The 13,102-nt window shown below is 73.0% G+C and carries 12 protein-coding genes; 8 read left to right on the forward strand and 4 right to left on the reverse strand.

Features of this window, described 5'->3' with window-relative positions; translation table 11 throughout:
• The coding region (locus ACWERV_RS27915; protein WP_452938125.1) for an RNA polymerase sigma factor at positions 1-246 on the reverse strand (246 nt) is incomplete at its 3' end.
• A 175-nt stretch (positions 247-421) separates the two neighbouring features.
• Here ACWERV_RS27915 and ACWERV_RS27920 point away from each other — a divergent pair.
• From ACWERV_RS27920 to ACWERV_RS27945, 6 genes are all read left to right on the forward strand, one after another.
• Complete coding sequence (locus ACWERV_RS27920; RefSeq protein ID WP_452938128.1) at positions 422-1,216, forward strand: DUF4253 domain-containing protein; 795 nt, start codon at positions 422-424, stop codon at positions 1,214-1,216.
• Positions 1,217-1,480: 264 nt separating this feature from the next.
• On the forward strand, positions 1,481-2,068 hold the full coding sequence (locus ACWERV_RS27925; RefSeq protein ID WP_452938131.1) for a 2-oxo-4-hydroxy-4-carboxy-5-ureidoimidazoline decarboxylase: 588 nt from the start codon (positions 1,481-1,483) through the stop codon (positions 2,066-2,068).
• A 50-nt stretch (positions 2,069-2,118) separates the two neighbouring features.
• Complete coding sequence (gene sdhC, locus ACWERV_RS27930; RefSeq protein ID WP_398184952.1) at positions 2,119-2,499, forward strand: succinate dehydrogenase, cytochrome b556 subunit; 381 nt, start codon at positions 2,119-2,121, stop codon at positions 2,497-2,499.
• A gap of 3 nt (positions 2,500-2,502) precedes the next feature.
• Positions 2,503-2,982, forward strand: coding sequence for a succinate dehydrogenase hydrophobic membrane anchor subunit (locus tag ACWERV_RS27935; RefSeq protein WP_398184955.1), 480 nt, complete (start codon positions 2,503-2,505; stop codon positions 2,980-2,982).
• A 30-nt stretch (positions 2,983-3,012) separates the two neighbouring features.
• Positions 3,013-4,770, forward strand: a complete 1,758-nt coding sequence (sdhA, locus tag ACWERV_RS27940) for a succinate dehydrogenase flavoprotein subunit (protein ID WP_452938135.1) — start codon at positions 3,013-3,015, stop codon at positions 4,768-4,770.
• On the forward strand, positions 4,770-5,555 hold the full coding sequence (locus tag ACWERV_RS27945) for a succinate dehydrogenase iron-sulfur subunit (protein ID WP_398184961.1): 786 nt from the start codon (positions 4,770-4,772) through the stop codon (positions 5,553-5,555). The genes sdhA and ACWERV_RS27945 overlap by 1 nt, the downstream gene beginning before the upstream one ends.
• Before the next feature lie 92 nt (positions 5,556-5,647).
• Here the strand turns inward: ACWERV_RS27945 and ACWERV_RS27950 are convergent, their stop codons facing one another.
• From ACWERV_RS27950 to ACWERV_RS27960, 3 genes are all read right to left on the reverse strand, one after another.
• A complete protein-coding gene (locus tag ACWERV_RS27950) occupies positions 5,648-7,354 on the reverse strand; it encodes a vWA domain-containing protein (RefSeq protein WP_452938138.1) in 1,707 nt (568 codons plus the stop codon).
• Between the two features lie 232 nt (positions 7,355-7,586).
• Positions 7,587-10,067 carry a DUF4132 domain-containing protein gene (locus tag ACWERV_RS27955; protein ID WP_452938140.1) on the reverse strand — a complete coding sequence of 827 codons (2,481 nt, stop codon included), beginning with the start codon at positions 10,065-10,067 and terminating at the stop codon, positions 7,587-7,589.
• A complete protein-coding gene (locus tag ACWERV_RS27960; RefSeq protein ID WP_398184969.1) occupies positions 10,067-10,462 on the reverse strand; it encodes a hypothetical protein in 396 nt (131 codons plus the stop codon). The genes ACWERV_RS27955 and ACWERV_RS27960 overlap by 1 nt, the downstream gene beginning before the upstream one ends.
• Positions 10,463-10,674: 212 nt before the next feature.
• Here ACWERV_RS27960 and ACWERV_RS27965 point away from each other — a divergent pair, with 212 nt between their 5' ends.
• Both ACWERV_RS27965 and ACWERV_RS27970 read left to right on the forward strand, forming a co-directional pair.
• Positions 10,675-11,355 carry an acyl-CoA-like ligand-binding transcription factor gene (locus ACWERV_RS27965; protein ID WP_452938142.1) on the forward strand — a complete coding sequence of 227 codons (681 nt, stop codon included), beginning with the start codon at positions 10,675-10,677 and terminating at the stop codon, positions 11,353-11,355.
• A 98-nt stretch (positions 11,356-11,453) separates the two neighbouring features.
• On the forward strand, positions 11,454-13,091 hold the full coding sequence (locus tag ACWERV_RS27970; RefSeq protein WP_452938144.1) for an FAD-dependent monooxygenase: 1,638 nt from the start codon (positions 11,454-11,456) through the stop codon (positions 13,089-13,091).
• The last annotated feature ends 11 nt before the right edge of the window (positions 13,092-13,102 follow it).

Here is a 13,102-nt window from a genome sequence, read left to right on the forward strand (position 1 = left end):
CCAGCCGCGTATCGACCCGCTGCCGCCGCGGTAGTTGGGCAGGTCACGGGCTATCTGGAGCCACGCCTCGGACGCGACGTCCTCGGCCTCGCCCGGACCGACCAGGCTGCGCACGTAGTTGAGCAACTGCGGCTGCACAGCGCGGTAGACGGTACGGAACGCCCCCTCGTCGCCCTGCTGCGCCGCACTGACAGCGGCCTCCAGAGACTCCGGCAGTTCCACGTCCGGCCCCACCCCCTCGAACACACGGCCAATCCTGCCTCATACGGGCCTGTGACACTTTTGGTCTGGGATACGCCGTACAAGTCGGCGGCCGGGGACGCTCCTGTGGGGGGAGGCGGCCCCCGGCCGTCGTCACTCGTACCACCCGCCCGGGTGCGCACCCCGCACCCGGGCGCGCGCCACGGAGGAGCCCGCCGTCATGCATGTGGACCGCCTCCCCGACGGCCTCCCCCCGGGCCGGATCGTGGCCGGTTCCGCCCCCGGGCTGTGGATGAGCCACGAACCCGTCGTTGCGCCCGGCCGGTTATGGACGTCCTGCCACCGCCAGCACCGCCGCACCGGCTGGTACCCGGTGCTGATGGCGTGGCCCTGCGGGCACGGCAACGGGCACGGGCCCGAGGAGGTCGCCACCGTAGACGTCGCCGAGTCGCTGCGCGACTCCTGGCAGTCGTACGAACTGAGCCGCGCGGCGCGGCCGGTGCTGTGGCCCGCGCGCGGCAGGTCCGGGCCCGACCCGACGACGGGCGCGGGGCAGAGCGCGGGACTGCGGGTGCCGTTCGGCGCCTGGCCGGGGCTCGCGGCGGCGTCCGAGCCGCACCCGGGGCCGTCGCCGGACGCGGTGGCGCGGGTCGCGGTCGGGCAGATGCTGCACTACTTCACCACCCGTTTCGTGGCGTATGTCGCGCTCGTCCGGGTGGACCGCAGCGCCGACATCCCCGCCGCGGTGGGCTGGGAGGCCGACGCGCCCGCGCTGGAGCTGTCCGCGCTGCTGCGGACGTGGGAGGACCGCTTCGGGGCGCGCGTCATCGGCTTCGAGGGCGCCTCGCTCTTCGTCTCGGTGGCCTCGCCGCCGCTCGCGTCGCGGCACGCCGCCCATGTGGCGCTGGAGCACGTCCTGACGGGGGCGACCAATCTGAACGACGGCGGCTTCCCCTTCGCCGAGTACGCGGAGGCGCTGCGCGGCGAACGGCTGTGGTCGTTCTGGTGGGACTGACGGGGACGGCCCCCGGAGCGGGGGCCCGGGAAGAGCGACACGGGCGTCAACGACGGACGACACGAGGGGCCCGTACGGGTGAAGTTCGTATGTCCGCCCGCCGCGTTCGAAGCGGCCCCGCCTAGAGTGGTCTTCCGCCGTAGGGCCCGTTCCGTTCACTCTCCTGGAGCCCCGCTGCTGTCCAGCGACCCCGCCTCCGAGGCCGTCACGCCGTCCGTGCCGGCCCCGCTCTCCCCGCCTGCCGCCGCACCGCCGGTGTCGGCTGTGCCGTCGGCGTCGCCGCTGTCCCGTTTCAACGGGGCGCCGGTCGCCGCCGCGCAGGCCGCGCTGCTGGCGTGCTGCGGCAGCACCCGGTGGGCCCGGCGGCTCGCGGCCCACCGCCCGTACCCGACCGTCGAGGCGCTGCTCGCGGCCGCGGAGGAAGCCGCGTACGACCTGACCTCGGGCGATCTCGCCGAGGCGCTGGCCGCCGAACGGCCCGCCGCACTGGCCGACCGGGGCGGCCTGAGCGTGCACACCGCGCTGCGCGCCGCGCACGCCCACTACGAGGCGAAATTCGGCCACTCCTTCATCCTCGCCCTCGACGAGCGGGCCGCCGCCGACCCGGCCGCCGCGCTCGACGAGACCCTCGCCAGCCTGCGGATGCGCCTGGGACACGACACGGACGAGGAGTCCGTGGTCACCGCGGAACAGCTGCGCGGCCTGTGCCGGGCACGGCTGCTGCGCGCGTTCGAGCCGTCACGTTCACCCGACCGTGCGGGATCGCTCACACCTGGCCCACCCCGCCGTACCGAGGCCGGATCACGTCGCTACGATGGCCGGGGCCGGTGGACCGTACCCGGCCGGGCGTGACCGACGCACAGGCCGGCACCCCCTCGCCCCGCTCCCGGAGGGTTTTTTCCGTGCCGGCAGGAACGCTGTACCGCGGCCGGGAAGGCATGTGGTCCTGGGTGGCTCACCGAGTCACCGGTGTCCTCATCTTCTTCTTCCTGTTCGTCCACGTCCTCGACACCGCACTCGTGCGCGTCTCCCCCGAGGACTACGACAAGGTCGTCTCGACCTACAAGACCCCGATCGTCAGCCTGCTGGAGTACGGCCTGGTCGCCGCGATCCTCTTCCACGCGCTGAACGGTCTGCGGATCATCGCGGTCGACTACTGGACCCAGGGCCCGCGCTACCAGAAGCAGATGCTGTGGACGGTCGTCGGCGTGTGGATCCTGCTGATGCTCGGCGCGATCTACCCCGTCCTCGGCCACGCCGCACGAGTCCTGTGGGGGAACTGAGCCATGTCCGCTGACATCTCCGACGCCGTCGAACTGACCGGTTCCAGCGTCGCCCCGTACAGCCCCGCGAACCCCGCCCCGGTCATCGAGCCGCCGCGGGCCCGCACCCAGCGCACCCCGCGCGCCACCCGCACCAACTTCGAGCTGTACGGCTGGCTGTTCATGCGGCTGTCCGGCGTGGTGCTCGTCGTGCTGGTCCTCGGCCACCTGCTGATCCAGCTGGTGCTCGACGGCGGTGTGCAGAAGGTCGGCTTCGCCTTCGTCGCCGGCCGCTGGTCCTCGCCGTTCTGGCAGTTCTGGGACCTGGCCATGCTGTGGCTGGCCATGCTGCACGGCGGCAACGGTCTGCGGACCGTCATCAACGACTACGCCGAGCAGGCCAACACCCGTGTCTGGCTCAAGACGCTGCTGTACACCGCGGTGGTCTTCACCATCGCGCTCGGCTCGCTGGTGATCTTCACCTTCGACCCGAACATCCGCTGAGCCAGGGCTGGGACAGGGAAAGCGACCCCAATGCAGATCCACAAGTACGACACCGTCATCGTCGGCGCGGGCGGCGCCGGTATGCGCGCCGCCATCGAGGCCACCAAGCGCTCCCGCACCGCCGTCCTGACCAAGCTCTACCCCACGCGCTCCCACACCGGCGCCGCCCAGGGCGGCATGGCCGCGGCCCTCGCGAACGTCGAGGAGGACAACTGGGAGTGGCACACCTTCGACACGATCAAGGGCGGCGACTACCTGGTCGACCAGGACGCCGCCGAGATCCTGGCGAAGGAGGCCATCGACGCGGTCCTCGACCTGGAGAAGATGGGCCTGCCGTTCAACCGGACGCCCGAGGGCCGGATCGACCAGCGGCGCTTCGGCGGCCACACCCGCAACCACGGCGAGGCCGCGGTCCGCCGGGCGTGCTACGCCGCCGACCGCACCGGTCACATGATCCTCCAGACGCTGTACCAGAACTGCGTCAAGGAGGGCGTGGAGTTCTTCAACGAGTTCTACGTCCTGGACCAGCTCCTCACCGAGGTCGACGGCGTCAAGCGGTCGGCCGGCGTGGTGGCGTACGAGCTGGCGACCGGCGAGATCCACGTCTTCCAGGCGAAGGCCGTCATCTACGCCTCCGGCGGCACCGGCAAGTTCTTCAAGGTGACCTCCAACGCCCACACCCTCACCGGTGACGGCCAGGCCGCCGTCTTCCGGCGCGGGCTGCCGCTGGAGGACATGGAGTTCTTCCAGTTCCACCCGACGGGCATCTGGCGCATGGGCATCCTGCTCACCGAGGGCGCCCGCGGCGAGGGCGGCATCCTGCGCAACAAGGACGGCGAGCGCTTCATGGAGAAGTACGCGCCCGTCATGAAGGACCTCGCCTCGCGCGACGTCGTCTCCCGCGCGATCTACACCGAGATCCGCGAGGGCCGCGGCTGCGGCCCCGAGGGCGACCACGTCTACCTCGACCTCACGCACCTGCCGCCGGAGCAGCTGGACGCCAAGCTGCCGGACATCACCGAGTTCGCGCGCACGTACCTGGGCATCGAGCCGTACACCGACCCGATCCCGATCCAGCCCACCGCGCACTACGCCATGGGCGGCATCCCCACCAACGTGCAGGGCGAGGTGCTGTCCGACAACACCACGGTGGTGCCGGGCCTGTACGCGGCCGGCGAGGTGGCGTGCGTGTCCGTGCACGGCGCGAACCGGCTGGGCACCAACTCGCTGCTGGACATCAACGTCTTCGGCCGCCGCTCCGGCATCGCCGCCGCGGAGTACGCGCACGCCAACGACTACGTGCCGCTGCCCGACAACCCGGCCGAGAAGGTCGTGGAGCTGATCGAGCACCTGCGCGAGTCCACCGGCACCGAGCGGGTCGCCGACCTGCGGCGCGAGCTGCAGGAGTGCATGGACGCCAACGTGATGGTCTTCCGCACCGAGCAGACCATCAAGACCGCGGTCGAGAAGATCGGCGAGCTGCGCGAGCGCTACCGCCACGTCTCCGTCCAGGACAAGGGCCGGCGCTTCAACACCGACCTGCTGGAGGCCGTCGAGCTGGGCAACCTGCTGGACCTGGCCGAGGTCATGGCCGTGTCCGCGCTCGCCCGCAAGGAATCCCGCGGCGGCCACTACCGCGAGGACTTCCCCAACCGCGACGACGTCAACTTCATGCGGCACACGATGGCCTACCGCGAGTTCGACTCGGCCACCGGTGCCGAGACGATCCGCCTGGACTACAAGCCGGTCGTGCAGACCCGCTACCAGCCGATGGAGCGTAAGTACTGATGAGCACCCCGAGCACCCCGACGCTCGACGGCGGGCACTCCGCGGCCCTGGACGCCGCCGAGGCCGGCGCGTCCCACCTGGTCACGGTCACCCTGCGGGTGCGCCGCTTCAACCCCGAGGTGTCGGCGGACGCCGAGTGGGTCGACTACCAGATCCCGATCGACCCCAAGGAGCGCGTCCTGGACGCGCTGCACAAGGTCAAGTGGGAGATCGACGGCACCCTGACCTTCCGCCGCTCGTGCGCGCACGGCGTGTGCGGCTCCGACGCCATGCGGATCAACGGGCGCAACCGGCTCGCCTGCAAGACCCTGATCAAGGACATCAACCCCGAGAAGCCCATCACGATCGAGCCCATCAAGGGCATGACCGTGCTCAAGGACCTCGTGGTCGACATGGACCCGTTCTTCCAGGCCTACCGGGACGTCATGCCCTTCCTGGTGACCAAGGGCAACGAGCCCACCCGGGAGCGGCTGCAGTCCGCCGAGGACCGCGCGCGCTTCGACGACACCACCAAGTGCATCCTGTGTGCCGCGTGCACGTCGTCCTGCCCGGTCTTCTGGAACGACGGCCAGTACTTCGGCCCGGCCGCCATCGTCAACGCGCACCGCTTCATCTTCGACTCGCGTGACGAGGGCGGTGAGCAGCGGCTGGAGATCCTGAACGACAAGGACGGCGTCTGGCGCTGCCGCACGACCTTCAACTGCACCGACGCGTGCCCGCGCGGCATCGAGGTGACGAAGGCCATCGCGGAGGTCAAGCGCGCGCTGATCACCCGGCGGTACTGACCCCTTCCGCCGCCGCTGTTCCCTCCCCGGCCCCCGGGCGCGCTGTGCGCCCGGGGGCCGGGGTGTCGTGCGGTCCGGTTCGGCGGCGCGGCTTACGGCTCGCGCGCGTAGCCGGCCGGGTCGTGGTCGTAGCCGGGGTGGTGGCCGTCGTCCGGGCAGTGGTCGTGGTCGTGGTCGTGATCGTGGTCGTGGTCGCCGTCGCCGTCGTCGTTCGCGGGGCGGTTGAAGACGGTGCAGCTCACGGCGTCCTCGCGGGGTGCGGTGACGGTGAAGCCGGGGCCGGTGACGGTGTTGGACACCGGGAGGGACTGGCCGGTGTCGAGGTCGGTGCAGCTCGCGTTCCGCCCGCCCTGGGTGACCAGGTCGTAGCCGGACTGCTGGACCTCGCCGACGGTGATGTCGGCGGACGGGTCGGTGCCGAAGCCGGGGGTGAAGGTGACCGAGCCGGTGCCGTCGGCGGTGGTCGTCTGCCGGTCGGGCAAGCCGGTGACGCCGGAGGTCGTCGTGGACGCGTCGAACGTCCAGCCCGCGCCCGCCGGGACGGAGCCGGTGACGTCCTCGCCGGTCGTGCCCTCGGGCGCGATCTGCTTGACGACGGTGAGGCTGCCGGTGCAGTTGTCCAGGGCCAGGGCGCGCAGCTGCTGAGCCGCCTGGCCGTAGTCGGTGGTCTGGAAGTAGTCGGCCGCGGTGGTGTTGCCGCCGTCGAACTCCGTCGGGCCGGAGATGGCCCGCAGGTTGAGCCCGGAGACGCCGGCCACGCCGCTGCCGACGCCCAGGGCGATGACCCGGGTGTTCTCCGCCTTCACCGCGTTGGCGGAGAAGATGCCGTTCTCGACGTCGATGAAGTGGGTGTTGGCGCCGTCGCCGTGCAGGCTGCCGAAGCGGGTGGGGTTGCCGTCGGTGAGGACGACGGTGGCGTCGTAGTGCTCGGGTGCCTGGGCGACGGCCCACAGCGCGCGGTCCCAGTTGGTGCCGCGGCCCAGGGTCCAGTCCGCGTACAGGCTCTTGAAGGCGGCGGCCCCGGCGGCCGTCGACACCGACTGCAGCCCGGGGTGGTTGGCGCCGACGCTGGTGGCGGGCGACTCCTGGTCGAAGGAGAAGAGGGCCAGCCGGGAGGGGGTGCCGGTGAGCGCGTCGGTGAAGGCGTCGGTGGCCGCCTTGAGCGCGGGCAGCTGGCTGCCGACGGACGCCGACAGGTCGAGCACCACGGCGACGTCGAGTCCGCAGGAGGCGGGCAGCGGCGGGTTGTCGCGGGACGACTGCCACACCCCGCCGGAGCGGGTGGGCAGCGCGTTGCTGGAGCTGTACATGAACTCCCGGGTCGAGCGGTAGGTGCCGCCGCCCTCCAGCGCGGGGGTCTGGAAGCGGTAGGGGGAGGCGACCGAACCGGAACCGCTGCCTGGGCCGGTGCGCAGCACGGGGTTGGTGTACCAGCCGGCGGGCGCGGCGACCTGGCCCACGGTCAGGACACGGCCGTTGTTCGCCCCGCCGGTGGCCGTGTCGGGGACGACGAAGCTGCAGTCGCCGTCCGCGTCGGAGGTGCACTGCGCCCAGGGGTCGGCCAGCGGGTCGGTGGCGTCCGCGCTCGCGTACAGGGCGAGGCGGACGCCCGCCAGCGGGTCGGGGGTGTCGGTCGCGGCCCGGTCGCCGCCGGTCCTGACGGTGACGACGCTGCTGTCCGCGCCGGGCGCCGGTACGACGCGCGGGGCGGGTGCCCCGGCCGCCGCACCGGCGGTGGCGGCCGTGCTCAGCGCGAGCGCGAGGGCTCCCACTGCGGCAAGGCGGAGTCCGTGCTTCATCGCGGCCTTTCTGTCTGCTGCCTGCTGCGGGCCGCCTGCCGCGTGCTGTCTGGTGCGTGCTGTGGTGTTGTCCGCCGCGTGCTTGCCGGCCGCCGGGCGGCACGGTCGTGACGCGACCTCACGACAGAGCGGTTTTTTGCCACGATAAGAGCATGATCGGCACTCTACGGGCGGGCGCGCCGGTCCCCTTCCCGTCCGTCCCGGCTCGGGAGCTGCGCCGGGGTGGGCCGGGTCAGAGCTGGCCGAGGATCGTGGGGTCGGTGATCTCGGTGTCGCGGGCCAGCAGCAGGGCCTTGCTGAGGATGAGGCTGAGCGTGCGGTCGCCGTCGAAGGGCAGGTAGCCGGGGTCGGCGGCCCTGCTCCCGCCGGGGACGATGCACAGGTAGCGGTCCTGCGGGGCGATGAGGATGTTGCCCGAGCCGAGGTGGATCCGGTACGTGTGCCGGTCGCCGCGCACATGCAGGAAGCGGCCCTCGACCGCGCACCGGTCGGCTATCGCGAGCCGCGGGAGGAGGCGGGCGAGGACGTCCCCGCGGCCCTGCGCGGAGACGGTCAGCTCACCGAAGCCGTAGCGGTGCCAGTAGTCGCGGTACCGGCCTTCCGGCCCGCCGTCCTGCCAGGTCGGATCGTTGCCGACGCTGGCGACGCCGACGAAGAGGTCGACATCCCGCAGCACCTCGCTGAGCACGAGGGGCGGGACCTCCGCCAGCGGCAGCGGCGGGACGTGCTCGGCGCCGCGCAGCGGCCCGTACTCGTCGCCCCACGAGTGGGCGTAGTTGCGCGGCGCACCGGCAGGGTAGAAGCGGACCTGGTCGGTGGCCAGGTGCAGGAAGCTCCCGGAGTCGGTGAGGTCGTGCGCGTCGCCGCCCTGGACCCAGAATTCCGCGCGCAGCCCCCACTCGGGCAGCTCACGCTCGGCGGGCGGGTAGCTGTCGTCCACCGCCAGCCGCAGCTTGCTGCTCCAGCCCCGGGCGGCGGCCAGCGACTGGAACTGGTGCTGGCGCAGCACATGCGCGGCGAAGCGGTTGGAGTACGTGGCGGTGCGGCGCTCGGCGTCGGTGAGCAGATACACCTCACGGTGGGCCTGCTTGAACGGCTGGGTGATCCCGTGCCGCTCCAGCCACTCCCGCCAGGCCATGACCTCGGCGACCTCCCGGCCCACCGGATGCCACAACTCGACGGTGCCGCCCTCGCGCGGGAGGGGCGCCCCGGCGAGGGTGCGCAGCTCGCCGTCCGCGAAGCCGCAGGCCCGGCCGTCGACCGTCCACAGCAGGCGGCGGGCGAGCGTGCCGACCAGCGGATGGTCGAGGAGACGCTCGCGCCACTCCGCGTACGCCCACCGGCGGCGGGCCAGGAACTGCCGGTCCAGCCGCTCGGACTGGGCGCCGAGCATGCGCTCGACGTCCTTGGCCGCGGCCTTGAGCGCGGCGACCTCCTCCGGGTGGTCGCGCCGCACCGCCGCCGGAACGCCCTTGACCTGCTTTCCGGCCGCGTTGCGCCACGTCAGGACGGCCTTCCCGGCGCGTACGGCCAGCTCGCCGTGCGCGTGCCGGAGCAGCCCGACCCCGGTGAGCCCGTAGGCCGGCACCGCCAGCTCCTCGACCTCCTCCCGGCCGAGACCCAGCGCCTCGGCCCGCGCCTCCAGGGCGCGGTCGATCTGCTTGAGCGTGCTCCGGAAGGTGACCCGGGCGGCGAGCCGGGCCAGTTCACCGAGGGCCGCCTCGCCCTCGCAGCGGGCCAGCGCCGTCACCCCGGCGTTGGCGAGCTTGGGATTGCGCGGCCCGTGCCCGGGGACCTTGCGCACGCACACGTCGACGAGCGAGCCGAGCGCACGCGGGATCGCCGGGTGCGGCGGGAGGAGCGCGAGCGTCCAGGCGAGGCCGCGCAGGGCGTTGGCGTTGTAGGGGTCGATCAGCGCGTTGGTGTCGGGACCGTAGTCGATCTCGTCGCGGTACGGCACGGTGCGCGGCCGCCCGACGAGGCCGAGCCACGCCGCCGCCTTGTCCCGCAGCGCGTCCGCGCCGATCCGCTCGATCAGCGCTCGGGCCTCCTTCTCCCAGCGGGCGGTGGGGCGTGCGGCGGTCGCGGTGGCGGCGTGCCGCAGCAGCGCCGTCCAGGGCTCGCCGAGCAGCGTGGCGGTGGCGAGTGCGTCGTCCGCCCAGGCCTCGCCGGGGTTGACCGGCGGATCGGGGAGCTGCTTGAGCAGGGGCACGTAGTCCGGGTGCGCGTAGCCGGAGGCGACGCTGCGGCGCATGACGGCGACGACTCCCGCCGGTACGGCGCGGCCCGCCTCTCTTTCGGCCCGCGCGAGCAGGTCGGGGCGGTGGCCGCGCCAGGTGAGGCTGAGGGTGTCGTACGCCGCGAGCCGGGCCGCGCGGTCCTCGGTGAGCGGGTCCAGGCCCGTGCCGCGCGCGGCGAGGACGATCAGCAGGAGCAGCCCGCTGCGCGACTCGTCGTCGGCCGGCGGGCGGTCGCGGTAGCCGTCCGTCAACCGCTCTACGAGCGCCCGGCGCTGGTCGCGCGACAACGCGTCCAGGCTGGCCAGCATCTTGCTGCCCGCGCCGGTGTCCGGCACATCGGGTCCGTGGAAGGCCCAGCGGAGCCGGTCGGCCAGCCGCTCCAGATCCACGCCGTCCACCCCGTCCACGCCGTCCGTCCCGGCGGCCCTCGCGAGCGCGCGCACCGCCACCACGTGCTCCCCCATGACGGCCATCAGCCACCCACCAGCGGCACGAGCTTGAGGAAGACCACCTCGGCGGCCCCGGAGGAGAGATCGACCTCCTCGTCCAGGTCTTCTATCTGGCGATCGCCGACGAGCAGCAGGAAGCCGTTGCGCCCGAAGGCCTCGACGGCCAGCGCGAACTGCCCCTCGGCGTCCAGGCGGCGCGGGGTGCGCAGCCGGTAGCCGTTGAGGGTGCGCTCGGTGTCGGTCGGCTGGACCAGGCCCCGGAAGAGGCCGGACTGCCGCGCGTTGTACTCCGCCACCTCCTGGAAGACCCGACGCCTGATCACCTCGCGGGCGCTGACGCGCTCCTCCGCGAACTCCAGCCCCCAGGAGTCACGGGTCTCCCCTGATGTCGTCTCGTCGACGAAGGTCACCATTCCCATGACCGTGAGGGTAGGGGTGACCACTGACAGCGGCGGGGGCGGGGCGCGGGCGGTGCGGGGCTCGGGCGCGGGCACGCCGCTGCGGTCCGATGGTCGGAAAATCTTGCCGGATGAGAAAAGTTTTCCACAGGGCAGGTTTTCCGGTTCGGAAAGAATGCTAGCTTGAGGGTCACAGGGAGGACGGAGAACGGAGAACGGGGGGGGCGGTCCGGGTGGACGGACAGACGGAGGGGCCCGCGGGCGAGCGGATGGGCGATCAGGCGGCGGGGCTGCGTGAGCGCAAGAAGCAGCAGACCCGGCGGGCGCTCAGCGAGGCCACGATCGCGCTCGCGGTCCAGCGCGGTTGGTCGAATGTGCGGGTCGAGGACATCGCCGCGGCGGTGAACGTCTCGGAGCGCACCTTCCGCAACTACTTCTCGGGCAAGGCGGAAGCGGTCGCGGCCACGCATCTGGACCGGATGGCCCGGGTCGCGCGGGCGGTCGGCGAACGGCCTGCGGTGGAACCGCTGTTCGAGGCGATAGGGACGGCGCTGCGGTTCGAGTTCGCCCCCGAGGACAGTGCGGCGCACCAGCGGCGCACCCCCCGCCGGCAGCACCGCGAGGCGATCTGGGAGGTGCTGACGGAGCCCGCGGTGCAGGCCGAGGTGATGCGCGCCGACCAGGAGGCGCAGGGTGTGCTTGCCGAGGCGATAGCGGCGCGGACGGGTACGGACGCGGTGGCCGACCTCTATCCGAAGCTGGTCGCCTCCGCGGTCGGCGCCGCGATGGGCGCGACGCTGTCCCACTGGCTGCGGGCCGATCCCCCGGTCCCGCTGGCCCCGTTGATAGACGAGGCGCTGGAACACCTGCGCAAGGGCCTGTCCTCGCCGGGACCCGCCCCCGCGGAGAGCTGACACCCGCGGCGCGAGGCCGCGGACCGCGTCACGCCACACCTCAGCTGTGGCGCGTCGAAAAACAACCGTGCGTGGAGAGTTGGGAGGAGTGCGTCCTGATGAGCGGGAACATTGCGGGTGGAACGAGCGGAACGGACGGAACGGGCACGGGGCACGTGGCCGCCGAGGACGTCGTGATCGTGGGCGGCGGCCCGACCGGGCTCATGCTGGCCGCCGAACTGGGGCTGCTGGGCGTGCGGTCGCTGGTGCTGGAGAAGCTCGCGGAACCGGGGCGCGAGCCGAAGGCGAACGGCCTGGTGGGCCAGGTCGTCCAGGCGCTGGACCGGCGCGGGCTGTGCGAGCCGCTGACCGGTGAGCCGGGGGCGCCGCGGCCCAACAGCACGGGCTTCATGTTCTCCGGGATGCCACTGGATCTGAGCCTGCTCGAGGAGAGCCCCGTCTACACCGTGGCGGTGCCGCAGCAGCGGATCGCTCAGGTGCTGGAGGAACGGGCGCGTGAGCTGGGCGCCGAGATACGCACCGGCCACGAAGTGGTGGGCCTGGCCCTGCGGGAGGACGGGGTCGAGCTGAAGGTGTCGGGCCCGGAAGGGGCGTACGAGGTGCGGGCACGCTACGCCGTCGGGGCCGACGGTGCGCACAGCCCGGCCCGCAAGCTCGCCGGGATCGGCTTCCCCGGGGTGACCTACGACCGCTCGGTGGCCCGCCACGCGCATGTGTCGGTGCCCGCGGGATGGGCCGACGCCGCGGGGCTGCACGTGCCGGGTGCCGGGACGGTGCCGCCGTTCCTGCCGCTGCGCACCGAGCGGGGCGCCTTCACCTGGGCGCCGCTGCCCGGCCGCCCGCCGCTGGTGGCCACGACCGAGTGGGAGCCGGTGGAGGGGGACGAGCCGATGAGCCTGGAGGAGATGCGGGCGAGCACGGCCCGGGTGCTCGGCGTGGAGGTTCCCTGGGCGGCGCCCGAGGGTGCGGGCCCGCACGTGCTGCGGCGGCTCAAGGGCGGCAACACGCGGGTGGCCGAACGGATGCGCACGGGGCGGCTCTTCCTGGTGGGCGACGCGGCCCATGTCTACGCCTCGGGCGGCGGACCGGGCCTGAACGCCGGCCTCCAGGACGCGGTCAACCTCGGGTGGAAGCTCGCGGCTGCCCTCGCCGGTACCGCGCCCGAGGGCCTGCTGGAGAGCTACGACACCGAACGAGGCGCCGCCGCCCGCCGCACCCTGGTCTCCGCGCAGGCCCAGCACGCCCTGCACATGCCCGGCAGTGACGTGGACGCGCTGCGCCAGGTGATCGGCGAACTGCTGCGGGACGAGCGGGCGGTGGCGCGGGTGGCCGCGCTGATAGCCGGTTCCGACCTGCGCTACGCCATGGGCGGCGGTACGGCGGGCTCGGCGGCGGACGGGCATCCCCTGCTGGGCGGCTTCGCGCCCGATGTGCCGCTGGAGACGGCGGAGGGGCCGGTGCGGCTGGCCGAACTGGCGCGGAGCGGACGCCCGTTGCTGCTGGACCTGACGGAGGGGGCAGCGGCCGCGGAAGTGGCCGAGGGCTGGTCCGTGCGCGGGGCTGCGGGGGTGGACGTGGTGCGGGCGTCGCTCCGGGCGCCGGGGGCGGCCCCCTTCACGGCCGCGCTGATCCGCCCGGATTCCTATGTGGCGTGGGTGAGTTCGGCGGCGGAGCCCACCCCGGAGGAACTGGCGGAGCTGCGCGCGGCGGGAGGGCGGTGGTTCGGGGTGGCGTAGGGCGCGGTCCC

This window comes from Streptomyces sp. NPDC004031, assembly GCF_053604375.1.

Coding starts and splice junctions, on each gene's coding strand:
- ACWERV_RS27950 (WP_452938138.1), bottom strand. CDS start 7,354: ATGAAGCACGGACTCCGCCTTGCCGCAGTGGGAGCCCTCGCGCTCGCG.
- ACWERV_RS27960 (WP_398184969.1), bottom strand. CDS start 10,462: ATGGGAATGGTGACCTTCGTCGACGAGACGACATCAGGGGAGACCCGT.
- ACWERV_RS27955 (WP_452938140.1), bottom strand. CDS start 10,067: ATGGCCGTCATGGGGGAGCACGTGGTGGCGGTGCGCGCGCTCGCGAGG.
- ACWERV_RS27945 (WP_398184961.1), top strand. CDS start 4,770: ATGAGCACCCCGAGCACCCCGACGCTCGACGGCGGGCACTCCGCGGCC.
- ACWERV_RS27920 (WP_452938128.1), top strand. CDS start 422: ATGCATGTGGACCGCCTCCCCGACGGCCTCCCCCCGGGCCGGATCGTG.
- ACWERV_RS27970 (WP_452938144.1), top strand. CDS start 11,454: ATGAGCGGGAACATTGCGGGTGGAACGAGCGGAACGGACGGAACGGGC.
- sdhA (WP_452938135.1), top strand. CDS start 3,013: ATGCAGATCCACAAGTACGACACCGTCATCGTCGGCGCGGGCGGCGCC.
- ACWERV_RS27935 (WP_398184955.1), top strand. CDS start 2,503: ATGTCCGCTGACATCTCCGACGCCGTCGAACTGACCGGTTCCAGCGTC.